The sequence below is a fragment of the Phytoactinopolyspora mesophila genome (assembly GCF_010122465.1).
GTDB lineage: Bacteria > Actinomycetota > Actinomycetes > Jiangellales > Jiangellaceae > Phytoactinopolyspora > Phytoactinopolyspora mesophila.
Map to the genome: position 1 here is coordinate 212,138 of NZ_WLZY01000007.1, position 24,424 is coordinate 236,561.

The following is a 24,424-nucleotide window of genomic DNA, read 5'->3' on the forward strand; positions in this document are numbered from 1 at the left end:
CCCTGTCAGCGACACCATCCGCCCCGGGGCAGCCCCGCACACGACAAGGACTTCTCGTGCCTCACCATGCATTCAGGCATGGTGACGCACGAGAGAACCCACCAAACATGATCATTTAGGCGAGCGTCAGCGAGCGGGAGGTGGGGTCAGTCGGTCTTGGGAATCTCGAGATCGCTCTTGGCGAGTTCCTCGACGTTGACGTCCTTGAACGTGACGACCTTGACGTTCTTCACAAATCGAGCCGGCCGGTACATGTCCCAAACCCAGGCGTCGCTCATGGTCACCTCGAAGTACACATCTGCGCCCTCGCCGCGCACTTGAAGGTCGACGTTGTTGGTGAGGTAGAAGCGTCGTTCGGTCTCCACCACGTACGAAAACAATCCCACGACATCCCGGTACTCGCGATAAAGCGAGAGCTCCATGTCGGATTCGTACTTCTCGAGATCCTCAGCACTCATGGTCAAGCAACCCTTCTCGCTCCAGTCCGGCGATCATGGTGTCAGGCGCTGCACTCTCGGTGTCACAGACCTGCCGGTTCTCCTCTTCAGGGGACATCACGCGGGCAACGTTCACGTACGAGCGGCGGTGCACCGGACTCGCCCCCAGGCGCTCCAGCGCACGCTGATGATCACCCGTCACATATCCCTTGTGTTCGTCGAACCCGTATCCAGGCCACCGCTTGGCGGCTTCGACCATCATGCGGTCCCTGGTCACCTTGGCGATGACCGACGCTGCCGCGATGCAGGCGGCGACCTGGTCGCCCTTCCACATCGCCAGCCCCGGAACGCCCAAACCCGCCACCGGAAAGCCGTCGGTGAGCACGTAGCCGGGCGCCACGTCGAGCCGCGCCAGCGCGCGGCGCATGGCTTCGATGTTGGTGCGGTGCAGGCCGATGCGGTCGATCTCCGACGGCTCGACCACCACGACCGACCAGGCTGCCGCCCGGTCCAGGACCTCGCCGTAGGCGCGCTCACGGGCCGCCGGGGTCAGCAGTTTGGAGTCGGCGAGCCCTGGGATCCGGCCCCGCTTGCCGTCGGCCAGTACAGCCGCCGCCACGACCAGCGGTCCGGCGCACGCTCCCCGTCCGGCCTCATCAGCACCGGCAACCGGAGCGAAACCAGCACGAGCCAGGACGCGTTCGTAGGCGTAGATGCCGGCGTCGCGCCGGACCGAGACCGGAGGGCGATCAACTAGGACGGTCATGATGAGCCAAGCTTACGGAGCAACGTCACGACTTCGACACCCAACACACGGCTTCCTGCCCAGCAACGCCACTATTCGGGGTCGGGAACGTGGTCGAAGGCGTCGCCCGCGGAGACCGTCGACCATCTGTTGACCGGCCATACGACGGCGAACGCCCGCCCCACCACAAGGTCTTCAGAGAATGACCCGTTCAAGCGGGAATCGCCGGAGTTCGACCGGTGGTCGCCCAGCACGAACAGCTCGCCGTCGGGCACCACTTCGCTGAACTCGTTCAGCGAAGGATCGTCTCCCGGAAACAAATGCCCGGCCTCGTCGATCGGCACGCCGTTGACGCTCAACAGGCCGTCGTCGTCGCAGCACTCCACCGTGTCACCACCAAGACCGATGACCCGCTTGATCAGGTGACCTTCGGAGTCGTCGGGCAGAATGCCGACGAACTGGAAGAACCCCTTGATCGCACCGCCGACGCCGTCGGACGCCTCCGGCTGCGGCCCGAGCCACCCGTTCGGGTCGGCGAACACGACGACGTCTCCACGCTCGATATCGCCGAATCGGAGACTGATCTTCGACACCATGACGCGGTCGCCCACGCGCAGCGTGTCTTGCATCGATTCGGACGGGATCAGGAACGCTTGAAAGAGAAATATCCGGACGACGGTGGCGATGATCAGAGACAGCGCCACCACAATCGCGGTTTCTTTGAGAATCGCCAGTCCGCGCCCGCGGCGCGGCATGTGTTGTGGCTCTTCGGACTGATCCTCGTCGCCCGGAGGCACGCTCTCCTCGATCACGCCCACCCCAACGGGAGTTCGTCAGGCCGTTTCGCGCTTCTCGCGGATCCTTGCCGCCTTGCCACGACGGGTGCGCAGGTAGTAGAGCTTGGCGCGACGCACGTCACCACGCGTCACGACCTCGATCTTTTCGATGATGGGGGTGTGCACCGGGAACGTACGCTCAACTCCCACACCGAAGCTGACCTTGCGGACGGTGAAGGTCTCTCGCACGCCGGAGCCCTGGCGGCGAATCACGACACCCTGGAACACCTGGATACGGGACCGGTTACCTTCGACGACCTTCACGTGAACCTTCACGGTGTCGCCGGCACGGAAGCCGGGGATGTCGTCGCGCAGTTGCGCGGCATCTACAACGTCAAGCGTATGCATCGCGATTTTCGCTTCCTTGCAGGCGCCACGGGTCACCCGCAGTATGGGGAGTTACCTTGATCCCGGCGTTCGCAAACGGTGCTCCCCCCGTGGCAGGGGCGGCCAGCGTGCCGGGCACGGACGCTCTAGTCTGCCACACCAGCCCGCGTCAGCGGAAACCGGCACTGCCCTTCCCCATGATCATGAACACCTTGTGACCATATTGGTCACTTAGTCTTCATGATCATCGGCCAGGCCGGTCAGAACCTCGCGATCGTGGTCGTCGAGCGTGGCCGGATCGAGCCGCGCGAGCAGGTCCGGCCGGCGGCGAGCGGTCAGCCGCAGCGCCTCGTCACGACGCCACCGGGCCACTCGGGCGTGGTGGCCGGACAGCAACACGTCAGGAACGTCCATCCCCCGCCACGACGGCGGTTTGGTGTACACCGGGTACTCGAGGAGACCGTCGGCGCCATGCGACTCCTCCGTCAGCGACTCCGGGTTCCCGACGACGCCCGGCAGCAGCCGGCCCACAGCTTCGACCACCACGAGCGCGGCGACTTCCCCGCCGTTGAGGACGTAGTCGCCGATGGACACCTCGCTGACCCGCATCCGTGTCCGCGCGTCAGCCACGACACGAGCGTCGATACCTTCGTAGCGGCCGCAGGCAAAGATCAGCCACGGCTCGGCCGCCAGGTCATTGGCCGTGCGCTGGGTGAACGGGTGTCCAGCGGGCGTCGGAACGATCAAGTGTGGCGGCATATCGCCCTGGGAGACGACGTCGTCGATCGCCTGACCCCACACGTCCGGGCGCATCACCATCCCGGCGCCACCCCCATACGGAGTGTCGTCCACCGTCCGGTGCCGGTCGGTGGCCCACTCTCGCAGATCATGAATCCGAAGATCGAGCAATCCGGACTCCCGGGCCTTGCCCACCAGCGAGAGCCCAAGCGGGGCCAGGTAGTCCGGGAAGATCGTGATGATGTCGATCCTCACGACGACGCCCCGGGAGAGGTTCCGAGATCCAGCAGGCCAGGTGGCGGGTCGACGACGACCCGACCGGCGTCTACGTCGACCTCTGGCACGATCTGCGCGACGAACGGGACAAGCACCTGCGCACCGTCGGGCGTGGTCACCGTGAGCATGTCCTGGCCCGGACCGTGCCGGACGTGACTGACCTCGCCCACGTCCGTGCCGTCGGGCGTCACCACCCGCAAGCCGAGCAGTTGGTGGTCGAAGTACTCGTCGGGGTCGTCCGGGGTGACGTCGTCGTCGATCTCCACCTGAAGACTCAGACCGCGCAAAGTCTCCGCCTCCGAGCGGTCGGTGATGCCGTCGAACTCGACGAGCAACCGGCCCTGGTGCCAGCGCACCTTGCGCACTATCAGGGAGCGCTCCAGGCGCGGTCCCGAGCGGGGGGCAGACGTCTGCAGGACCGCTCCGGCGGCAAAACGCTCATCCGGCACGTCCGTGCGGACGTCGACAGTCACCTCTCCGCGCACACCGTGCGCGCGGCCGATGACTCCCACCGTGACGATCACCGGGCCTCCTCTCCCTCACAACACAAGCGGGCGGCGGGTCCGCGGCGCTTCGAAGCAGAAGCTATCGCATGCCCGGCCAGCGTCCAGCGCAGGACACGAGGACAACGAGCGTCCTGAGTTCGATGCCTCAGGCCCCGGCACAAGAAAGCGCCCGCGCCAGGGTCTCCCTCTGCTGGCGCGGGCGCTCATGTCGGGCGCCGGCTTCCCGCGCTGGCTTCAGCGCGTTCGGCGTTGGCTCAACGTGCCCGGCTTGTCACTCGTCCACGTCGACGAAGTCGATCCGCACGCGGTCGTTCGCCAACGCCGCAATGACAGTGCGGAACGCAGTAGCGGTCCGGCCACCACGTCCGATCACCTTGCCGAGATCATCCGGGTGAACGTGCACCTCCAGCAGACGGCCGCGCCGCTGCTGCCGAGAACGCACCGACACGTCATCTGGATGCTCGACGATTCCTGTGACGAGATGCTCGAGTGCCTGAGCAAGCATGGGTCAGGCCTCATTCCGCCTTGGGCTCGGCAGCCGCGGCTTCGGCCGACGCGGTGTCGTCCTTGGCCTCAGCGGCAGGCTTCTCGTCCTTGGCCTCAGCGGCAGGTTTCTCGTCCTTGGCCTCGGCGGCAGGCTTCTCGTCCTTGGCTGCCTTCTTGGCCGGCTTCTCCGCCGCGGTGTCGTCAGCCTTGGCGTCGTCGGCCTTGTCGGCAGGCTTCTCGTCCTTCGGCTTGGCCGCCTTCTTCGCCGTCTTCTTCTTCGGCGTGGTGGCCTCGCCCTTCGGCTCGCCGTGGACCTCGGCCAGCGCGGCGTCGAACGCGGCGCGCTTGTCGGCCTTGGGCTCCGGAAGCTGGAGCGAGCCCTCGGCGCCAGGCAGGCCCTTGAACTTCTGCCAGTCTCCAGTCACCTTCAGAATGGCCATGACCGGCTCTGTGGGCTGAGCACCGACGCCGAGCCAGTACTGGGCCCGCTCGGAGTCAACCTTGATGAGGCTCGGCTGGAGCTTCGGGTTGTACAGGCCGATTTCCTCAATGGCCCGGCCGTCGCGCCGGGTACGGGAATCGGCGACGATGATGCGGTAATGCGGGGAGCGGATCTTTCCCATCCGCTTGAGCTTGATCTTGACAGCCACGGGCGTGGAGTCTCCTTGTGGTGTGCGCGCTCGGTTGAAGCATCATCGCCTGAGTGGGGCACCGGCGACGACGATTCGATGGACTCGGCGATTCGCGGGTGAGAGGGGCCGCACGAAAGCCGGTTCAGCCCGACATTGTGCCAGATCCGCGGGCCAATACCCAAACGCGGCAGAGTGCGCCGTCAGTGGCGGGTGCTGACCGCGCTGGCCCGAACTCCGGCCGCGGCACGCGACAGCCAGGTGGCGGCACGGCCCAGGCGATCGGACCACCGCCGAAGCCGGCGTGCCCGAGACAATTCGGCGATGAAGATCTCGTGCCGCATGTCCCGCCGGCGCAGGGCGTCCGGGTGATGCTGACTGATCCGGCCGATGGTCGATGTGGGCTGTTCGAGGGTGAACATAGCAGGCACTCCTTGTGATGGTGGGACTCGTCGCGAAGGCGACCATGCGGTTGCTCAGATGACGCGGGCTCTCATGCGTCGTGGCTTTCATGGCCGGGCTGGGTGACGTTGCGTTCCCGGGCTTCAGCCCTGGCTGTTTCGCGCTGCGCCGCCCGCAGCTCCGCGGCGGCCAGCGCACGAGGCGAGACCCGATAGGCGACCAGGCCGACGGCGACCACACACAGCCCGACGGCGCTGAAGAACACCACCGGCAGGCCAGCTGCGCTCCCGAGCACACCGCCACCCACGGCGCCAGCGGGAATACCTCCCATACCGATCATCCGGTACGACGCATTGACCCGGCCCAAGAGTTCTTCGGGCACCAGCCGCTGGCGCATCGAGACGACGATGACGTTGGTGGCCGCACCGCATGCGCCGATCCCGACGGCCGCCGGCACTAGAACAGCGACGCTGGGCGCCACAACCGGCGCCAGCAACAGGCAAGACATGAGCAGCAGGGCGCCGATCAGCGTCTGCGAAGCGCCGAATTTCCTCGTTACTCTCTCGACCACGAGCGACCCGAGCACGGCGCCCAGGCCGAGCACACTGGCGACGATGCCGTACCCGGCGGGTGTGAGGCCGATCTCGGATTCGTCGCCGACAACCCACAGGACGAACACCGCCATGTAGGCGTTGCTGCCGAAGTTGATCAGACCGGCGGACGTGGCCAGGTTTCGCAGCAGACTGTGCGCCCAGAGATACCGCAGGCCGGCGCCGATGTCCGCGCGCATCGTCTGCGTCGAGACCGACTCGACGCGATGCCGGCCGCGGATGCGCAGCAGCAATAGGCCGGCCAGCGCGTAACAGAGCCCCGCGGCGCCGAACACACTGGCGGCCGCGACCCCGACCAGCACACCAGCCAACGGAGCGCCCAGGAAGTTGTTCGCGACCGTCTGCGCCGCGATCAGGCGCCCGTTCGCGTCTCCGAGACGGCTCTTGGGCACGATCATCGGCAGCATCGACTGCGCCGACGTGTCTGAGAACACCTCGGCGATGCCGACCAGCAGTACCGCCGCGTAGAGGACGGGAAGATTCAGCTCGCCTATCGCCGTGAAGACGACGGCGAGCAGCAGCCCTGTCGCCCGGCTCCAGCTGGCGACCATCATGATCCGGCGCCGGTCATACCGGTCGGCGACCGCCCCGGCATGCAGGGCGAACAACAGCCACGGCAGCCAGATGGCGGCGGTGACGAGCGAGACCAGGAACGGCGACCGTGTCACCGTGACAGCCAGCAACGGCCCGCCGATCAGCAGGATGCCATCACCCAGATTGGAGATCCCTGATGCGGCCCACAGATGGAGGAATCCACGCCCCAGAGGCGGACGAGACTCGGCCGGCGCGGGTGCGACCGCGGAGTCATCAACTGCGACGGTGCCGGGCACCGGCGAGGTGCTGGCAGCGGCACCCTCGGCCGGTGGCGCAGAACTGGCGTTCCGGCGGCGGGGCACGCTGAGCCGCGCCATCACGACGACGCCCCTTGGTCACCGTGATCTCCGTGGCTGCTGTCCGGACGCTCCGGATCCACGGTGATGGCACCGAGCAGGCGGGCCACCCTCGCTCCGGCTGGACGCAGCGACGGGTCCGCGTTGCGGGCTTTGAACCGGTCGGTGAGTTCACTCAGCGCCTGGCTCACCTCAGCCAGTTCCTCAGCCGTAGCCCAGAACACCGACGTGGAGATGGTCGACGCCTGAATCCACTCCAAGGGCTCTTCCGGTCCGCGAGCGAGCCATTCGCGTACCCGCTGCGCGGCTTGGTCGATCGCCAGCGTCGCGACCTCTCGCAACGCGTAGATCGAAGCTTGGTCCTCGAAGTCGGCCGTAGCCGTGAACGAGTGAATGGCCAGCCGCCACGGCTTCTCCCGTCCCTGCTGTTCCGCCGGCTCGATGTACCCGTACTTGGCCAGCATCCGCAGGTGAAACGAGCAACTGGCCACGCTCTCCCCGGTCAGCTCCGCACAGCGGGTGGCGGTCGCCTGGCCCTCGATCCGGAGCACGTCCAACAGCTCTGCACGCAGCGGGTGCGCCAGCGCGCGCAGCCGCTGCGGATCGGTGATGCGGGGTTCCTCGTGTCTGGACATGACACTAAAGATAGCTTGCTAAAGACTTCTTTAGCAAGTCTTCTTGCGCAATACTCCTTTAGTATTTTCGGGGCTTACGCCCCCTTGTCGGTGATCGACAGTGCGTTGTGGTCGCAATCAGGTGATCGACAGGGCCCTGTGGTTGTTGAAGCACGACCGCAACGCACTGTCGATCACCGAGAAGGGTCGTGACGAGCACAGGGACGACGGCGGGCACAGGTGAGGGCGCGGCAAAGAAGGGCGTAATACGGGGCAAAACGGCGGGCACAGGTGAGGGCGGGGCAAAACGGCGGGACAAAACGGCGGGGCAAAGCGGTGAGACACGGCTCGATCTGGTGAACACGGACGACGGCGGCCCAGGTGATCGTTGCCGGATTCTTGTTGCTACCTCACGACAAAACGCCTGGCGACACGTCTGCGGAACGACAAGAATCCGGCGACGATCACCGGCACGAGGTCAGCGGATGACGCGGCCGCGCAGGATGATCCGCCCTGGATCCAGCAGCGTTCGAGGATCTACCCGTGGGTCCTGGGCGTACACACAAATATCCGCCGCGGACCCTTCCTCCAGCAGACCACTTCCGCCCAGGAGGTAGGACCGGGCCCGCCAGGACGCGGCCGCCACGGCATCGGCCGCCGGGATACCCGCGGCGGCCAGCTCGATCACCTCTTCGGCGATCAGCCCGTGCGGGAGAACTCCGCCGGCGTCGGTCCCGGCGAATACCGGTACGCCCGCGTCGTACGCATTGCGGACGTTCTCATACCGGCGCTCGTGCAGCTGACGCATGTGTGCGGCGTACGCCGGGAACTTCGCGGCGCCCTGGTCGGCGAAGACCGGGAAGTTGGCTATGTTGACCAGGGTGGGGACCATCGAGACCCCACGCTCGGCCATCAGCGCGATGTGGTCGTCGGACAGCCCGGTGCCGTGTTCGATACCGTCGATGCCCGCACCGAGCAGGTCGGGCAACGCGTCCTCACCGAAGACATGCGCGGTTACCCGTGCCCCCAGCTCATGAGCCCGGGCGATCGCCGCGTCGAGGGCCTCCCGCGGCCAGCACGGTCCGAGATCACCCTTCTCCCGATCGATCCAGTCGCCGACGATCTTCACCCAGCCGTCACCACGGCGCGCTTCCTGCTCGACGTAGGCAACGAGCTCTTCCGGCTCGATCTCCCAGCCGAAATTGCGGGTATAACGCTTCGTCCGCGCGATGTGCCGACCCGCGCGGATGATACGCGGCAGGTCGTCACGCTCATCGATCCAGCGAGTGTCGGCCGGTGATCCCGCGTCGCGAATGAGCAGGGTTCCGGTGTCGCGATCGGTGAGCGCCTGCTGCTCGGCGACGTCGTCGGGCACCCGGCCGTTGGCATCCAGGCCGACATGGCAGTGCAGGTCGACCAGTCCGGGCAGGATCCAGCCGGTGGCCACGGTCTCCGCCCCGGGCACCGGCTCGTACGTCACTTTGCCGTCGCGCACCCACAGTTCACGGTGTTCGGCCTCGGGGAGGACGACGCCCCGCAGGTGCAGCGCAGTCATGGGTCAGCGGCGGTTGAGGAAGTCGGCGATGTCGTCGGGAAGCTCGAAATCGGTGACGTCGTCCTTGCCGGTGCCTGCCGAGCCGCCGCCGAACGCGGATGGGACCTGGCCGGGTTCGCCGCCCTGGCCCCGCTTCTCTTCGGCCGCGGCAAGCTGAGCCGCGCGTTTGGCGGGATTGCCCGAGCGCGCGCCGCGTTTCTTGTCTTTCTTGGACTGCTTCGCCTGACGGCCCTTGGACTTCTTGCTCACACCGCCGAGCCCGCCGGCGCCTGGCATCCCCGGCATGCCGCCCATGCCAGGAAGCCCGCCCATCTTGCCTTGCGCCGCCTGGCTCATCATGTCGCGCGCCATGAAGAACCGCTCGACCAGCTGGTTGACCTCGCTGACCTGAGTTCCGGAACCACGGGCAATGCGAGCGCGGCGGGAACCGTTGATGATCTTGGGGTTCTCGCGCTCCGCGGGGGTCATCGAATAGATGATCGCCTGGACGCGGTCGAGCTCGCTGTCGTCGAAGCTGTCCAGAGCCTCGCGCATCTGCCCGGCTCCGGGCAACATGCCGAGCAGGCTCTTCAGCGAGCCCATCTTCTTGACCGCCTGCATCTGGTCCAGGAAGTCGTCGAACGTGAAGTTCTTGCCGCCCTTGTCGGAGAGCTTCCGGGCGATCTTCTCCGCTTGAGAGGCGTCGAAGGCCTTCTCGGCCTGCTCGATCAGAGTGAGCATGTCACCCAGGTCGAGGATGCGCGAGGCCATCCGCTCCGGGTGGAAGACGTCGAAATCGGCCAGCTTCTCACCCGCCGACGCGAACATCACCGGCCGGCCGGTGACCGAGGCGACCGACAACGCGGCACCACCACGGGCGTCGCCGTCGAGTTTGGTCAGCACGACCCCGTCGAACCCGACACCGTCGAGGAATGCGTTGGCGGTGTTGACCGCGTCCTGGCCGATCATCGCGTCGACGACGAACAGGGTCTCGTCCGGCTTGACCGCATCGCGGATGTCGGCGGCCTGCCGCATCATCTCTTCGTCGACGCCCAGCCGTCCCGCGGTGTCGACGACGACCACGTCGTAGAGCTTGCTGCGGGCTTGCTCGACACCGGTGCGTGCCACCGCAACCGGATCGCCCGCGCCGTTGCCCGGCTCCGGCGCCCACACCGCGACACCGGCCTGTTCACCCACCACCTGCAGCTGGTTGACGGCATTGGGCCGCTGAAGGTCGGCGGCCACCAGCAACGGGTTCTTGCCCTGGCCTTTGAGCCACAGGGCGAGCTTGCCCGCCAGCGTCGTCTTACCGGCACCCTGCAGGCCGGCCAGCATGATGACCGAGGGCGGCTGTTTGGCAAAGCGCAGCCGACGGGTCTCTCCGCCGAGGATCTGAACGAGCTCCTCGTTGACGATCTTGATGACCTGCTGGGCAGGGTTGAGCGCCTCAGACACCTCAGCGCCGCGGGCACGTTCCTTGACCGCGGCGATGAACTCCTTCACCACCGGCAGCGCGACGTCGGCCTCCAGCAGCGCGATGCGGATCTCGCGAGCGGTGGCGTCGATGTCAGCTTCGGATAGCTTGCCTTTTCCGCGCAGGGTCTTGAACGTCGTGGTCAGACGATCGGTAAGAGTGGCGAACACGTGGACTTAGACCTCACGTTCGGTGAAAGCAGGTGTCTGGCAAGGGTAACTCACGCCGGGCAGCCGCGCCGAACACCGTACGCCGACTCGCCCGCCCGTGCGTCCTGCACATCGTGCGTCCGGGGCCCCGGTCTGCAGGACGCAACGGAGGTCAGCGGAACCGGCCGAAGTCAGGGTCTCGTTTCTCGGCGAATGCCCGCGCGCCTTCCATGCCCTCTTCGCTGGTTGTGAAGAGTTCGAGCCCGTCGAAAGCGAGGTGCGAAAGCCCGCTCTGGTGATCGGTGTCGGCATTGAACGAGTGCTTCACGAAGCGCAGCGCCGTAGGTGAGTAGCCGGCCATCTTCCGCCCCCACGCGAGGGCCGTCTCCAACAATTGATCGGCCGGCACCACCTCGTTGACCAGACCCCATCGCTCGGCGGTGTCAGCATCGTAGAGATCCAGCAGGAACCAGATCTGCCGAGCACGCTTCTCCCCCACGACGCGAGCCAGGTAGGCCGTGCCGAACCCCGCGTCGAACGAACCCACACGAGGTCCGGACTGGCCGAACCGGGCGTGCTCGGCAGCTATAGACAGGTCACACAACACGTGCAGCACGTGCCCGCCGCCTACGGCCACGCCGTTCACCGCCGCGATCACCGGCTTGGGCACGTCGCGGATCATGCGGTGCAGCCGCTCGATCTCGAACGTTCCCCACTCCGTCTCACCGTAGCCGCCGGTCTCCGCCCGTTCTTTCACGTCACCACCGGCGCAGAACGCCTTCTCGCCCGCGCCGGTCAGCACGATCACGGCGACCTCGCGGCTCGCCCAGGCCGTCTTGAATGCGCTGATCAGCTCGTCGACCGTGCGGCCACGGAACGCGTTGTAACGATCCGGCCGGTCGATGGTGATGACCGCGACGCCGCCGTCGTGCACCTCGTACCGGACGTCGGTGAAATCCTCGACCTTCATACCTCTCCTCACTCGTGCTGCCTACGCCGTGCTGGTCTCGAACGCTGGTGGTTGAACGAACGCTGGTGGTTGGAGGCCGGCCCCGCCCGCGGACTCGCTCGTACCTCGCTCGCCGATGCCCGACCGAACCCGGCCGGCGTCCAACCACCAGCGTTCTCACCTCGCGTAGCGGCGGTCTGGTTCACAACAACCGACCCGACTCACACTCGCACGACGGCGGCGAGGCCCTGGCCGACGCCGATACACGCGGCGGCGACGCCGATCCCGCCGCCGCGACGTCGCAGCTCACGCACGCAGTCGACGATCACTCGAGGCATGGACGCGCCCAGGGGATGCCCGATGGCGATGGCGCCGCCGTTCGGGTTGACGCGGTCCCGATCGATTCGCGGTTCCTCGTGCAGAACCGACAGCACCATGGCGGCGAACGCTTCGTTGATCTCCCAGACCGCGACGTCGTCGTAGGCGATCCCGGCGCGGCCCAGCGCGCGTTCGATGGCCGGGACCGGCGCGAGGCTCCAGCGGTCCGGCTCGACGCCCACGGCCGACGACGCCAGCACCTCCCCCACCGGCTCGACACGCAGCCGTGTCGCCGCCGACGGTGTGCCCATGAGGATGGCGATGGCGCCGTCGTTCACCGGCGACGAGTTCCCGGCTGTGACCGTGCCGGCCGCCGTGAACGCCGGTTTGAGCGCGGCAAGAGACTCGGCAGTGCTCCCCGGCCGGATCGACTCGTCGCGTTCGACGACGCTGCCGTCCGGGACGCTCACCGCATGGACGTAATCCTGGTGCAGGCCTTTCTCCCAGGCTTGGTGCGCGAGCGTGTGGCTGCGCAGTGCCCAGTCGTCCATCTCACGGCGGCCGATGCCAAGCCCCGTAGCGACCCGCTCGGCGGCCTCACCCAGCGGCCGCGTCCAGGTGTCCGGGAATGCGGGGTTGACCAGCCGCCATCCGACCGTGGTCTGGTGCAGCTCCATCGACCGGGGCAGCGCGTCGTCGGGCTTGGGCAGCACGTAGGGTGCCCGGCTCATCCCCTCGACGCCGCCGGCCACGGCGAGGTCCATATCGCCGGCTCGGATGGCCCGGGCGACCTGGACCACGGCTTCCCCGCCGGAGGCGCAGAGCCGGTTCACCGTGACGCCCGGCACGCTCGCCGGTAGCCCCGCCAGCAGCACAGCCATGCGGGCAACGTCGCGGTTGTCCTCCCCGGCACCGTTGGTGTCGCCGTAAACGACGTCGGCGATCTCGGCCGGATCCAGCTCGGGTCGACGGCGAACCAGCTCGGCCAGCGGCAGGGCGGCGAGGTCGTCCACCCGAATGGCGGACAGCCCGCCACGCAGCCGTCCGAACGGTGTCCGGACGGCGTCGAGAATCAGGGCGCGTCGGTCCATGGTCGTGTCATCCATATGACGCCATCTTGACGGTCGTCACCAACACTTGACAAGGTGTTGAGATGGGAGAAGCTCGGGTCTGTCTGATCACTGGAGGCGGCCGCGGCATTGGCGCCGCGATCGCCCACCGGCTGGCCGCCGAAGGCCACCGTATCGCCCTGACCGCCCGCTCCGCCGGTCAATTGGACAAGGTCGCAGCCACCTTGCCTGCAGAGACGTGCACCGTTCCGGCCGATCTGACCGCCCCCGGAGCCGTCGACGACGTGTTCACGGCCGTCGAGCGACGGTGGGGACCGGTCGAGATCCTGATCGCCAACGCCGGCGCGGGCACATCCGCCCCGATCCCCCGGATCACCGATGCCGAATGGCAATCGATGCTCGATCTCAACCTCACCGTGCCGTTCCAGTGTGTGCGCCGGGCACTACCCGCGATGACGGCGGCCGGGTGGGGCAGGATCGTCGCCGTCGCCTCCGTCGCCGCCAAACGCGGCGAGCCGTACATCGCCGCCTACACCGCCGCCAAGCACGGCTTGCTCGGCCTGGTGCGCGCCGCCGCGGCGGAGACCGCCAGCACCGGCGTCACGGTCAACGCGGTCTGCCCCGCGTATGTCGACACGCCTATGACGGATTCCTCCGTCGACGCCATCGCCGCGACCACAGGCCGCAGTCCGGACGATGCCCGCGCCACCCTGGAGCGCAAGCAACCCATCGGGCGGCTGATCACGCCCGAGGAGGTCGCCGGCACCGTGGCGCTGTGCGTGCAGAACGGCGCCATCACCGGCCAGGGGATCAACGTCGACGGCGGAGCGGTGCAATCATGAGCCATGAGATCATCCAGCCGGCCGAACTGGCTCGCCCGTCCGGCTTCAGCCATGCGGTGGTCAGCACGGGCGGGCGTACGGTGTGGCTGGCCGGACAGACCGCCCTGGATGCCGACGGGCACATCGTCGCTCCTGGTGACGTCGTCGCCCAGTTCGATCGCGCGCTGAGCAACCTGCTCATCGCCCTCGAGGCCGCCGGCGGGCGGGCCGACCATCTGGTCACCATGACGACGTACATCGTCGACATGGAGGACTACCGTGCCCATGCCCGCGAGCTGGGTGCGGTGTGGCGGCGCCTGATCGGCACCCATTACCCGGCCATGGCCGGCATCGGCGTAAGCCGGCTGTGGGACGCGGATGCGCTCGTGGAGGTCTCCGGCGTCGCCGTCGTCCCATGATCAACCCGAATCAGTCGCGGACCTGGTCGAGGTAGTCGCGCGCCGGACCGGCCAGCCGCTCACGCAGCTCGAAGAAGAGCTCGGCCGCCTCGGTCCCCTTCCAGTCGTCCGGGAGCAGCTCGACCGGCAGCCCCGGGTCCATGTACGGCAACCGCCGCCAGTCGGTCAACGTGCAGACGTAGTCGGTGAACGCCTGCTCTGGATCGACATCACCGGCCGCTCTCCAGCGCTGCAGCGCGGGCCGCCAGGCATCGAGGTACGCGGCGTAGGACTCCTGCAGCTGGTCGAGATTCCACCACCGGCCGATCTCCTCCGGCAGCTCCGCGAAGCCCAGGTAGCGCGCCTCGAACAGATCGACGTAATCGGCCAGCCGCAGCCGCGTCAGCACATCACGGGCCTCATCGGCGAGGTGGCCCGGCGCGATCCACACCCCGGGCGCCACCGTGCCGAATCCGAGCCAGGCCAGCCGGGATCGCAACGTGTGCCGGTGGGCACGCTGACTCTCCGGCACACTGAAGACGGCCAGCACCCAGCCGTCGTCGGCGTGTGCGGTACGGCGGCCGAAGATCCGCCGGTCACCCTCGCTGAGGATCGCCCGCCCTTCGTCGGACAGCGCATAACCCGCCGCGCCGTCGAGGCGCTCGGCCGCCAGCACGCCCCGGCGTTTCAGCCGCGATATGGACGAACGCACCGCCGGCTCGTCCACTCCGAGCGCGGCCATCAACCGGATGAGCGTGGCCACCGAAAGCCACCCACCCACGTCACGTGCATAGCTGCCGTAGATCGTCACGATCAGCGAGCGCGGCTGAGCGGGGCGCGCGTCGCGGGCGTCGTCGAGGTCCGCGGCCGACAAGGCTATCGAGTCTTCGTGCACATCCGTCACGATAGCGACATGTCTGATCCTCGAAGTGTCCTGACCCGCCCAGCGCCCCCGCCGGATCTCACCGTCAGCTACGGCCCGCTGCCCGATCACGTCGCGGACGTGTGGCTGCCCGACGACGCCGGGCCCGCACCGCTGTGTGTCGTCGTGCATGGTGGATTCTGGCGGTCCAAGTTCGACCGCACGCACACGGGTCCCCAGTGCGCCGCCTTCGCGGCGGCCGGGCTGGCGACCGTCTCGATCGAGTACCGCCGGACCGGTGACGGCGGCGGCTGGCCGGCGACGTTCGACGACGTCGCCCTCGCGCTGGACACCATCGCGTCCGTGGTCAGCGCCGCCGCGCCGGGGCGAGTGGATACCGGCCGGGTGGCCCACGTGGGCCATTCCGCGGGCGGTCACCTGGCGGTCTGGGCAGCCTCGCGGCACCAACTACCGGAGAATTCGCGCTGGTGGCGCCCGAGCCCCGATGCCGCCGTGCGCGGAGTCGTCTCGCTGGCCGGGGTCATGGACCTGGCGAGCGCCGCCACGGCGCGGCTCGACGACGGCGCAACTCAGACTTTGCTGGGCGGAGATCCAGATACCGTGCCGGACCGCTACGATCTGTGCGACCCCCTGAGGCTCACCCCGCCTGGGGTTCCCGTGGTCCTGATTCACGGCACCGACGACGACCACGTCCCGCCGGAGTTCAGCCACCGCTATGCCGCCGTCGCCGGTCAGACCGTCGACCTGGTGTCTTTGCCCGAGATCGAACATTTCGGCGTCATCGACCCCATGTCAACGGCGTGGCCGGTCGTCCAGGAGCACGTATCAGCTTTGTTGCGTGCTATTGACGACCGCTAGTGAAACGCGATAGGACGGCTATCACGCACGACGTCCGATGGATCACCCGACCGCGGAGGCGGCCATGCCCGCTCGAACCAACATCACCTGGACGCGCCGAACGCGCCTCCCGCTCATCGCATCTTGCGCTTTGGCGTTGACCCTCACCGCTTGCGGCGGCTCCAGCCTCGGCGGCGAGTCGGACAGCGACGACGACGGCCCGGTCCGGATCGGCCTTCTCGTGCCCCAATCCGGCATCTACACGGCCCTCGGCGACGACATGAAGAACGCGTTCGAGATGTACGTCGATCTCAACGATGGTGAACTCGGCGGCCGCGAGGTGGAGATCATCCTCGCCGACGAAGGCGAGACCGCCGACTCCGGCCAATCCGCCGCCACCAAGCTGATCAAGTCCGACGACGTCCACGCGGTCACCGGCGTGGTCAGCTCCGCCGTCATGAACGCCATCAAGGACATGGTCGAGGGCGACGAGGTGCCCCTGGTGGGCTCCAACGCCTCCCCCACCGACTTGGTCGACGTCGAGTACATCTGGCGCACGTCGTACGTCAACGACGAGCCCGGAATCGCGCTCGGTGAACACGTCGCCGACGCCGTCGACGGCCCCGTCTATCTGATCGCCGCCGACTACCAGGCCGGCAAGGACGAGATCGAAGGCTTCAAAGAGACCTTCCTGCCGGCCGGCGGCGAAGTCGAGGCAACGGTGTACACGCCGTTCCCCGGCACCACCAACTTCCAGCCTTATCTGGCGCAGATCCAGTCCAGTGACGCCGCCGCGGTCTTCGCCTTCTACGCCGGGGGCGCGGCGGTCGACTTCGTCAAGCAGTACGACGACTACGGCCTGGCCGGCAACATCCCGCTGTACGCGCCCGGCTTCCTCACCGAGGGTGGCGTCCTCGACGCACAGGGAAGCAGCGCGGAGGACATCTACACGTCCATGAACTACTCCGCCGACCTCGACACCGACGTCAACAACGAATTCGTCGAGGAGTACGTCGAGCGCTTCGACATCGAGCCCACCACCTACGCCGTGGCCTCGTACGACGCCGCCGCAGTCCTCGACCAGGCCATCGCGGCCGTCGACGGCGACCTCACCCGCGAAAGCCTCAACGAGGCCATCGGCGCCGTCGGCGAGATCAACAGCCCACGCGGGCCGTGGCGGTTCAACGAGGGCGGCACCCCTATTCAGACCTGGTATCTGCGCCAGGTGAGCGAGGTGGACGGTGAACTGAAGAACTCCGCGATCGACGAACTCGGCGAACTGGGAGACTGACCCCACGTGGATGCCCTGGCCACCAACCTGGTGACCGTCGTCGAGGGGGTTGCCTTCGGGCTGCTCCTGTTCACCCTGGCCGTCGGATTGTCGCTGGTGTTCGGCATGATGGACGTGCTGAACCTGTCACACGGCACGCTCTACCTGGTCGGCGCCTATGCCGCGTACGCGCTGTCCGACGGCTCGTGGTGGGGGCTGGTGCTGGCCATCATCGTCGGCACCGCCGCCGGGGTCCTCGGTGGCGGCGTGCTCGCTGGAATGACGCTGCCCCTGTCCAAGCGCGGCCATCTCGATCAAGCGCTCCTCACCCTCGGGGTGGCGTTCATCGCGGGAGAACTGTTCTTCGAGGCATTCGGTCACGAGGTAGTGCCCACCGCTCCGCCGGAGGCGCTACGCGGAAGCGTCGAGCTGCTCGGGCGGCCGTATCCGATCTACCGCCTGGTGTTCATCGCGGTAGCGGGCATCCTGGCGCTGGCGGTGTACATCGCCTTCGAACGCAGCACGCTGGGCGCGCTCGTGCGGGCCACCGTCGCCGACCGCGAGATGGTCCACGCGATGGGAGTGGACACTCGGAAGGTGCTCTTCGGCGTCTTCGCCGTGGGTGCCGCGCTCGCCGCGCTGGGCGGGACACTCGGCGCGCCGCTGCTGGCGCCTGGACCGGGCATCGACGAACGCGTACTGGTGCTCTCACTCGTCGTCATCGTGATCGGCGGTCTCGGCTCGGTGCGTGGCGCGTTGCTGGGGGGCCTGCTGATCGGCCAGGTACAGACCCTCGGCGTGTCGCTGCTTCCGGACCTGGCCCCGTTCCTGCTGTTCGGCGCCATGCTGACGGTCCTGGTGATCAAACCGGCCGGTCTCGTTCCAGCGGGAGGGCGACGATGACCACCCAGACGACCTCCACTGCCGGTTCCGAAGTCGACCTGCGCCGCAGCCTGCGCTTCGGCGCGCGCCCGGGACGACCGTCCATGGTGACCTGGGCCGTTGTCGTCGTACTGCTGGCGGCGGCGCCGTTCATGCTGAACAACTACCAGGTCAGCACCCTGTCACGGATGCTCGTGTTCGGGCTGCTCGCCATCAGCGCGACGCTGCTGACCGGCGTCACCGGGCTGCCGACCCTGGGCCAGGCCGCATACTTCGGAGTCGGGGCCTACACCGCCGCCATCGTCGCCAGAGACCTGACCGCGATCGGCCCCGTCCAGGTGGTCCTCGCCGCCTTGATGGCGGCCGTCGTCGCCCTGTTCACCGGGACCCTCGCCACCCGGGCGCGCGGTGTGCCGTTCCTGATGATCACTCTGGCGATCGGGGAGATAGCGCATAGTGCGGCGACCTCGTGGAGCTCGATCACCGGTGGCTCCGACGGTCTGTCCGGAATCCCGCGGGTGATCCCGCTGCCCGGCATGGACGAACTGCGCCTCGACGGCCTCGTGTACTACTACGTGCTGGTCATGGCGGTCATCGCCTATCTGCTGGTGCGCGCTCTGGTGCGCTCGCCGTTCGGGCTGGTGCTACGCGGCGTCCGGGACAACGAGCCGCGAATGCGTGCCATCGGCTACCCCACGGGCCGGTACCTGCTGGCCGGTTTCACCGTCGCCGGCGGACTCGCGGGTGCCGCCGGGGCGCTCCTGGTGTCGGTGCAACGCTTCGTGTCCCCGGGCGATGTCGGGTTCTCAGTAGCGGCCGTGGCGCTGCTCGCCGCCATCATCGGCGGCGTCGGCTCGCTACCCGGAGCGATGGCCGGAGCTGCACTGGTCGTCCTCGTCCGCGACTACATCGGCACCGACCTGGGCGGGCATGGTCCGCTGCTGGTCGGAGCCATGTTCGTCGCTGTGGTGTACCTCCTGCCGCAGGGCTTGGCCGGCGTCGGCGCGCAAGTACGGCGACGAATACGATGGCGTCGAACGGAGCATCCGGCATGAGCGGTCCGATCGCTGTCTCGCTGCACGACATCACGGTCCGGTTCGGCCGCCTCACCGCGCTGGACAGCGTCGCGTTCGACGTTCCGGCCGGACAGCATCGCGCGATCATCGGGCCGAATGGCGCAGGCAAGTCCACGCTGTTCGGCGTCGTCGCCGGCACCCACCGGCCCACCAGCGGCAGGGTGATCGTCGACGGAGATGACATCACGTCTCTGCCGGTGCACCGCCGGGCTGACGTCGGCGTCATCACGACGTTCCAGCACTCCAGCCTGTTCCTCCGGGAGACGGTGCTCGAGAATGTCCTGCTCGCGGTGGCTCGCAAGGCCCGGGTCGCACACCGCTGGTTCCGGCCGGCCACGGCTTACCGCGAGCAACTGGAACGTTCGGCCGAGCTACTGGCCCAGGTAGGACTGGCCGGGCGCGAGGCACTTCCCGCCGGTGCCCTGTCGCACGGCGAGCGCCGTCAGCTCGAAGTCGGCGTGGCTCTCGCGGCAGAGCCACGGGTGCTGCTGCTCGACGAGCCCGCGGCGGGCATGTCGCCGGCCGAGACGGCACGTCTGAGCGAGCTGATCCGCGGACTGCCCGCCGAGATGACCGTCCTGCTCGTGGAACACGACCTCGACCTCGTCTTCGATCTCGCGCATGAGGTCACTGTCCTGCACCTGGGACAGCTGCTCACGACGGGCTCGGTCGCACAGGTCCGGGCCAACGAAGACGTCCAGCGCGCCTACCTCGGTGCGGCCGACGTCGACGAGCTCTTCTTCGATCGGGAGGAGACTCGATGAACGAGCACGCACGAGATCCGATGAGCGACCCCGGAGGAGACCCGACATGAGCTTCCTCGAGATCCGGGACTTGCACAGCGGATACCAGGGATCCACGGTCCTGCAGGGCGTCGACCTCGACGTTGACCACGGCCAGGTGCTGGCCCTGCTCGGGCGTAACGGCGTCGGCAAGTCCACGCTGATCAACACCATCTGCGGGCTGGTGCGGGCGTCGTCGGGATCCGTGCTGCTGGACGGCCGGGAGCTGGCCGGGCAGCGACCGGATGTTGCCGCCCGCGCCGGAATCGGCCTCGTCCCGCAGGGACGGCGGGTATTCGCCGGGCTGACTGTGACCGAGCACCTCGAGATCGCCTCCCGCATCGGCCGGGACGGCACGTGGGATCGCGCCGCCGTGCTCGACCTCCTCCCCCGCCTGGGTGAACGGCTCTCACACCGCGGTGACCAGTTGTCCGGCGGCGAGCAGCAGATGCTTGCCATCGCCCGTGCGCTGCTGACGAATCCGCTGGTGTTGCTGCTCGACGAACCGTCCGACGGGCTGGCGCCGCAGCTGGTCTCCCAGGTCGGCACCACGATCTCGGAGATTGTGCAGGCCGGCACCGCGGTGCTGCTGGTGGAGCAGGACCTGCGGCTGGCGTTCTCGGTCGCCCAGGAGGTCGCCGTCATGGACAAAGGCCGGATCGTGCTCCGGGAACCGACCATGGACTTCCGCGCCGACTCCACCCGTGCGCGCCGCTTGCTCGGCGTCGGCTGACCAAGCGCTTCTTCGCCTCCCCTCGCCCCCACCCCACACCTCGCGTCGCCCCACCCACGCGCCCGCACGGCCACACGCCCGCACGCCCGCACGCCCGCACGCCCCGAGACCCACGCGCCCCCACTTCTCGCGTTGATCATGGGCACGTGGCACCTTCTCGCGGCCGAACAGGTGCCACGTGCCCATGATCAACGGGAAAAGATGGGCATCGCGCATCGCGCACTATTGACTGTCGTCAACAAACTGACAGACTGTCTTATGCCAGGCTTCTTGCGACAAGGCACGCGAGGTGACGTCATGCAGCTGTCGAGGTCCGCCCATGTCGATACCTTCTGCCGGGACCGCCTCCCACCCGAGCACACCTGGCCCCAGATGCTGTTCGACCTCCCGGACGTGCGGTATCCGGACCGGCTGAACTGCGCCTCCGAGCTGCTCGACACCACCATCGAGCATTACGGCGCGGACCGCACCTGCCTGCGGACGGCCACGGAGACCTGGACGTACGGGCAGTTGCGTGATCACGCCAATCAGATCGCCAACGTGCTCACCACACAGTTCGGCCTGGTGCCTGGCAACCGCGTGCTGCTGCGGGCACCGAACAATCCATGGCTGGTGGCCACCTGGCTCGGCGTCCTCAAGGCCGGCGGCGTCGTCGTGCTCACCATGCCCCTGCTCCGGCCTGCCGAGCTGATCACCACCATCGAGATGACCCGGCCGGACGTCGCCATCAGCGATCACCGGTTTCTCACGGATCTGCAGACCGCACGAGAATCGGCCGCACCGGATCTTCCCGTGGTGCCGTATGGGAGTTCCGCCGGCGACGACCTCCTGACCCTGGCACGTGGCGCATCCACCGACTTCGACGACGTGCCCACCGCGGCGGACGACGTCGCGCTGCTCGCACCCACCTCCGGCACCACCGGCAAACCCAAGGTGACTATGCACTTCCACCGCGACGTGCTGGCCAATGCCGACACGTTCAGCCGGCACATCGTCAAGCCCACCCCCGACGACGTGTTCACCACGACGGCGCCGTTCGCCTTCACCTTCGGCCTGGGCGCCGCTCTCGTGTTCCCGCTGCACGCCGGTGCGTCGACCCTGCTGGTGGAGAAGGCAACGCCAGGAGAGCTCGCCGACGCCGTCGCCGAACACGGCGTCACTGTCCTATTCACTGCCCCCACGGCGTACAAGGCGATGATCGCGGGCGGCAAGGCCGGCCAGCTGCGCGGCCTCAGGCGAGCGGTCTCCGCCGGTGAGCATCTCCCGGAGGCGTCCTGGCAAGCCTTCCACGACGCCACCGGGGTTCGGATCATCGACGGCATCGGCGCCACCGAGATGCTGCACATCTTCATCGCCGCCGCCGACGACGACATCCGCCCCGGCTCCACGGGCCGGCCCGTGCCGGGATATGTGGCCACCGTGCTGGACGAGTCGGGCGCCGAGGCACCGCCCGGGGTGGCCGGGCGGCTGGCCGTGCGCGGTCCCACGGGCTGCCGGTACCTGGCCGACGAGCGCCAGAGTGTCTACGTGCAGCACGGCTGGAACGTCACCGGCGACACCTACCTGCGCGACGCCGACGGATACTTCTGGTACCAGGCACGCAGCGACGACATGATCGTGTCCTCGGGATACAACATCGCCGGCCCGGAGGTGGAGCAGGCGCTGCTCACCCACCCTGACGTCGCCGAATGTGCCGTCATCGGCGTGCCGGACGAGGACCGGGGGCAGCTGGTCAAGGCCGTCGTCGTCCTCAACGAACAAGCACCGCACGACGACGACACCGTGCGCAAGCTGCAGAACCACGTCAAATCGCAGATCGCGCCGTACAAATACCCGCGGTCCGTCGAGTTCCGGGACAGCCTACCCAAGACGCAGACCGGCAAACTGCAGCGCTACCGCCTCCGGCAGGAAGCCACCGCGGCCGCCGGGCGGCAAACACCCGCGGCCACGACGCCCTCCGCGTGACCCGAGACCCGGCCCACCCCGGTGAGGCCGGTCAGGCGCTCTGGCCGGCCGGTTGCGCGGACGGCAGCGGCTCGCCGGTCTCCAGCAGCGTCTTCAGACTGGACAGCAGCTCCGTCCAGCCTTGGCCGACCATCTCCAGCAACGTGCTGTCCGGCTCGAAACCGTCGTGTACAACCGTGAGCTTGACGGCCGCACCATGGGGTTCGATGTCGAAGGTGATCTTGGAGCGTGGTTCACTTCGGAGTTTCTCGTACAGCTCGTCACTCAGCTCGACAGCCTCGGCGAACTCCGGCGTCACGGTGTGCCAGGTGTAGGACAGCCGCCGGTACGGTTCGGACTCGAGGATCACCTGCGCGGGATCGGCCATGGTCACCTCGCCCATGTGCCACGTCATGGTCGATCCCACCGCCCAGTCGGTGTCGAACGTGACACTCCAGTACCGCTTGGTGAACGTGGGGTCGGTCAAGGCCTGCCACAACTTCTCCGGCGTAGTGTTGATATAGGTCGTGTAGACGAATTCCGGCTTGGTCATCGGTTCCTCCAGGGCTCTCTTCAGTTCGGCGAGTGCCTGCACCCGCTCGCGGTGGTATCGGTTGATCCAGCGCTCCGAGATGGCGTTGATGGGCTCCGCGTTGAGATAGTGCAGCTTCTCCCGGCCCTGCCGCGCCACGGTGATGAGGTTGGCCGCCTCGAGCACGGCCAGATGTTTGCTGACCGACTGGCGGGCCATGTCGAGCTCGCCGCACAGCTCCCGCAGACTCTGCCCATTGCGAGCGTTGAGGCTGTCTAGCAACCGCCGGCGACCCGGATCCGCCAGCGCCTTGAACACCTCGTCCATCACCTGTCACCTCGTAAATGCAGCCGATCGGCTGCATTTAATTTAGGCAGCCGATTGGCTGCATGTCAAGCCCGCGAGACGCTCGCCCGGCGAGTTGCCGAGGCTAGAGCGGCATGAAACGGCCGCCGTTGACGTCCAGCACCACGCCGGTGATGTAAGAAGCCTGCCCAGACAGCAGGTAACAGATCGGCTCGACGATCTCGCGCACCTCCGGGAACCGGGCGAGTGCGATGGCGTCCAGTACAGCGCGCCGGTCGCCGGCCGGCATGTCGTCGTACATCCGCCGCAGCCGCCCGGTGAGGAACAGCCCGGGCGCCACCGCGTTGACCCGGACCCCGGACGGGCCCCATTCGCTGGCCAGCCGCTTGGTGAGACCCACGACGGCGGCCTTGGAGCTGGCATACGGGACCCCCGTGACCGGCGACGGCTGCCGCCCGCCGATCGACGAGACCGTGACCACAGCGCCCGCGCCGCCCGCGGCAACCGCCGCCTGAAGGTACGGGCCCGCCGCCTGGCAGCAATAGAACGTGCCCTTCAGGTTGACGTCCACCACCAGATCGAGATCATCGGGCCCGATCTCGTCGAGGTCGCGTGGTGTGCCCAGTGAACCTCCGGCCAGCGTGACGAGAAGGTTGAGCCCGCCGAACTCGGCGGCCACAGATTCGGTGACGGCACGCACCTGCGCCGGGTCCCGCACGTCGACGGCGTAGCCTGCCGAGCGCGCGCCATTGGCACGCAACTCAGCCGCGACGGCGTCGACCGCATCTTGCTCGAGATCAGTGATGGCCACCGCGGCGCCCCGGCGGGACAGTTCCCGGCACACCTCCGCGCCGATCCCACCCGCTCCGCCCGTCACCATGGCGACCTGCCCGCCGAAAACGCCATCGTCGAGGAATCCCACTACGTCTCCCGTATTGTTGACGACCGTCGTAGATACAACATACTCTG

27 protein-coding genes are annotated in these 24,424 nt (G+C 67.8%); 9 read left to right on the plus strand and 18 right to left on the minus strand.

What is annotated here, in order from left to right; genetic code table 11:
• Window positions 1–146: 146 nt before the first annotated feature.
• The 15 genes from F7O44_RS19945 to F7O44_RS20015 form a co-directional block, all read right to left on the minus strand.
• A complete protein-coding gene (locus tag F7O44_RS19945; protein ID WP_162452038.1) occupies window positions 147–458 on the minus strand; it encodes a DUF2469 domain-containing protein in 312 nt (103 codons plus the stop codon).
• Window positions 448–1,203 (minus strand): ribonuclease HII, encoded by a 756-nt coding sequence (locus F7O44_RS19950; RefSeq protein WP_162452039.1) that lies wholly within the window; start codon window positions 1,201–1,203, stop codon window positions 448–450. Before F7O44_RS19950 ends, F7O44_RS19945 begins: the two co-directional genes overlap by 11 nt.
• Window positions 1,204–1,274: 71 nt before the next feature.
• A complete protein-coding gene (gene lepB, locus F7O44_RS19955) occupies window positions 1,275–1,994 on the minus strand; it encodes a signal peptidase I (RefSeq protein ID WP_162452040.1) in 720 nt (239 codons plus the stop codon).
• Window positions 1,995–2,015: 21 nt separating this feature from the next.
• Window positions 2,016–2,366, minus strand: coding sequence for a 50S ribosomal protein L19 (gene rplS / locus F7O44_RS19960; RefSeq protein WP_162452224.1), 351 nt, complete (start codon window positions 2,364–2,366; stop codon window positions 2,016–2,018).
• A gap of 210 nt (window positions 2,367–2,576) precedes the next feature.
• Window positions 2,577–3,338: a tRNA (guanosine(37)-N1)-methyltransferase TrmD gene (gene trmD, locus F7O44_RS19965; RefSeq protein WP_162452041.1), complete on the minus strand. Its 762-nt coding sequence runs from the start codon at window positions 3,336–3,338 to the stop codon at window positions 2,577–2,579.
• The gene (rimM, locus tag F7O44_RS19970) at window positions 3,335–3,883 is read right to left on the minus strand and encodes a ribosome maturation factor RimM (protein WP_162452042.1); all 549 of its coding nucleotides are present in this window, start codon (window positions 3,881–3,883) and stop codon (window positions 3,335–3,337) included. Before rimM ends, trmD begins: the two co-directional genes overlap by 4 nt.
• Window positions 3,884–4,136: 253 nt before the next feature.
• On the minus strand, window positions 4,137–4,370 hold the full coding sequence (locus tag F7O44_RS19975; protein ID WP_162452043.1) for an RNA-binding protein: 234 nt from the start codon (window positions 4,368–4,370) through the stop codon (window positions 4,137–4,139).
• A 10-nt stretch (window positions 4,371–4,380) separates the two neighbouring features.
• Entirely contained in the window at window positions 4,381–5,001 is a 621-nt protein-coding gene (gene rpsP / locus F7O44_RS19980) for a 30S ribosomal protein S16 (RefSeq protein WP_162452044.1), read from the minus strand.
• 182 nt (window positions 5,002–5,183) lie between these two features.
• Window positions 5,184–5,402 carry a hypothetical protein gene (locus F7O44_RS19985; RefSeq protein WP_162452045.1) on the minus strand — a complete coding sequence of 73 codons (219 nt, stop codon included), beginning with the start codon at window positions 5,400–5,402 and terminating at the stop codon, window positions 5,184–5,186.
• 71 nt (window positions 5,403–5,473) lie between these two features.
• On the minus strand, window positions 5,474–6,904 hold the full coding sequence (locus F7O44_RS19990) for an MFS transporter (RefSeq protein ID WP_162452046.1): 1,431 nt from the start codon (window positions 6,902–6,904) through the stop codon (window positions 5,474–5,476).
• The gene (locus F7O44_RS19995) at window positions 6,904–7,518 is read right to left on the minus strand and encodes an ArsR/SmtB family transcription factor (RefSeq protein WP_162452047.1); all 615 of its coding nucleotides are present in this window, start codon (window positions 7,516–7,518) and stop codon (window positions 6,904–6,906) included. The genes F7O44_RS19990 and F7O44_RS19995 overlap by 1 nt, the downstream gene beginning before the upstream one ends.
• Window positions 7,519–7,975: 457 nt before the next feature.
• Window positions 7,976–9,052, minus strand: coding sequence for an amidohydrolase family protein (locus tag F7O44_RS20000; protein WP_162452048.1), 1,077 nt, complete (start codon window positions 9,050–9,052; stop codon window positions 7,976–7,978).
• A gap of 3 nt (window positions 9,053–9,055) precedes the next feature.
• On the minus strand, window positions 9,056–10,675 hold the full coding sequence (gene ffh / locus F7O44_RS20005; protein ID WP_162452049.1) for a signal recognition particle protein: 1,620 nt from the start codon (window positions 10,673–10,675) through the stop codon (window positions 9,056–9,058).
• A 151-nt stretch (window positions 10,676–10,826) separates the two neighbouring features.
• A complete protein-coding gene (locus F7O44_RS20010) occupies window positions 10,827–11,624 on the minus strand; it encodes an enoyl-CoA hydratase-related protein (protein WP_162452050.1) in 798 nt (265 codons plus the stop codon).
• Window positions 11,625–11,824: 200 nt separating this feature from the next.
• A complete protein-coding gene (locus F7O44_RS20015) occupies window positions 11,825–13,027 on the minus strand; it encodes a thiolase family protein (RefSeq protein ID WP_222851525.1) in 1,203 nt (400 codons plus the stop codon).
• 47 nt (window positions 13,028–13,074) lie between these two features.
• Between F7O44_RS20015 and F7O44_RS20020 the strand changes: the two genes are divergently transcribed.
• Window positions 13,075–13,833, plus strand: coding sequence for an SDR family NAD(P)-dependent oxidoreductase (locus F7O44_RS20020; protein WP_162452051.1), 759 nt, complete (start codon window positions 13,075–13,077; stop codon window positions 13,831–13,833).
• Entirely contained in the window at window positions 13,830–14,231 is a 402-nt protein-coding gene (locus F7O44_RS20025; protein WP_162452052.1) for a RidA family protein, read from the plus strand. Before F7O44_RS20020 ends, F7O44_RS20025 begins: the two co-directional genes overlap by 4 nt.
• A 10-nt stretch (window positions 14,232–14,241) precedes the next feature.
• On the opposite strand, the gene F7O44_RS20030 is transcribed toward F7O44_RS20025, so the two are convergent.
• Window positions 14,242–15,105 (minus strand): PaaX family transcriptional regulator, encoded by an 864-nt coding sequence (locus F7O44_RS20030; protein ID WP_222851526.1) that lies wholly within the window; start codon window positions 15,103–15,105, stop codon window positions 14,242–14,244.
• 18 nt (window positions 15,106–15,123) lie between these two features.
• Here F7O44_RS20030 and F7O44_RS20035 point away from each other — a divergent pair, with 18 nt between their 5' ends.
• The 7 genes from F7O44_RS20035 to F7O44_RS20065 all read left to right on the plus strand — a co-directional run bounded on the left by F7O44_RS20035 (window position 15,124) and on the right by F7O44_RS20065 (window position 22,638).
• Entirely contained in the window at window positions 15,124–15,951 is an 828-nt protein-coding gene (locus tag F7O44_RS20035) for an alpha/beta hydrolase family protein (RefSeq protein WP_162452053.1), read from the plus strand.
• Between the two features lie 64 nt (window positions 15,952–16,015).
• Window positions 16,016–17,221, plus strand: a complete 1,206-nt coding sequence (locus tag F7O44_RS20040; RefSeq protein WP_162452054.1) for an ABC transporter substrate-binding protein — start codon at window positions 16,016–16,018, stop codon at window positions 17,219–17,221.
• Window positions 17,222–17,227: 6 nt separating this feature from the next.
• Window positions 17,228–18,103 (plus strand): ABC transporter permease subunit, encoded by an 876-nt coding sequence (locus F7O44_RS20045; RefSeq protein WP_162452055.1) that lies wholly within the window; start codon window positions 17,228–17,230, stop codon window positions 18,101–18,103.
• Window positions 18,100–19,137, plus strand: a complete 1,038-nt coding sequence (locus F7O44_RS20050; protein ID WP_162452056.1) for a branched-chain amino acid ABC transporter permease — start codon at window positions 18,100–18,102, stop codon at window positions 19,135–19,137. The genes F7O44_RS20045 and F7O44_RS20050 overlap by 4 nt, the downstream gene beginning before the upstream one ends.
• Complete coding sequence (locus F7O44_RS20055; protein WP_162452057.1) at window positions 19,134–19,922, plus strand: ABC transporter ATP-binding protein; 789 nt, start codon at window positions 19,134–19,136, stop codon at window positions 19,920–19,922. Before F7O44_RS20050 ends, F7O44_RS20055 begins: the two co-directional genes overlap by 4 nt.
• A gap of 46 nt (window positions 19,923–19,968) precedes the next feature.
• The gene (locus F7O44_RS20060; protein ID WP_162452058.1) at window positions 19,969–20,673 is read left to right on the plus strand and encodes an ABC transporter ATP-binding protein; all 705 of its coding nucleotides are present in this window, start codon (window positions 19,969–19,971) and stop codon (window positions 20,671–20,673) included.
• 297 nt (window positions 20,674–20,970) lie between these two features.
• Entirely contained in the window at window positions 20,971–22,638 is a 1,668-nt protein-coding gene (locus tag F7O44_RS20065) for an AMP-binding protein (protein WP_162452059.1), read from the plus strand.
• Window positions 22,639–22,669: 31 nt separating this feature from the next.
• On the opposite strand, the gene F7O44_RS20070 is transcribed toward F7O44_RS20065, so the two are convergent.
• Entirely contained in the window at window positions 22,670–23,476 is an 807-nt protein-coding gene (locus tag F7O44_RS20070; protein ID WP_162452060.1) for an ArsR/SmtB family transcription factor, read from the minus strand.
• Window positions 23,477–23,579: 103 nt separating this feature from the next.
• Window positions 23,580–24,377 carry an SDR family NAD(P)-dependent oxidoreductase gene (locus tag F7O44_RS20075; protein WP_222851528.1) on the minus strand — a complete coding sequence of 266 codons (798 nt, stop codon included), beginning with the start codon at window positions 24,375–24,377 and terminating at the stop codon, window positions 23,580–23,582.
• Between the last annotated feature and the right edge of the window lie 47 nt (window positions 24,378–24,424).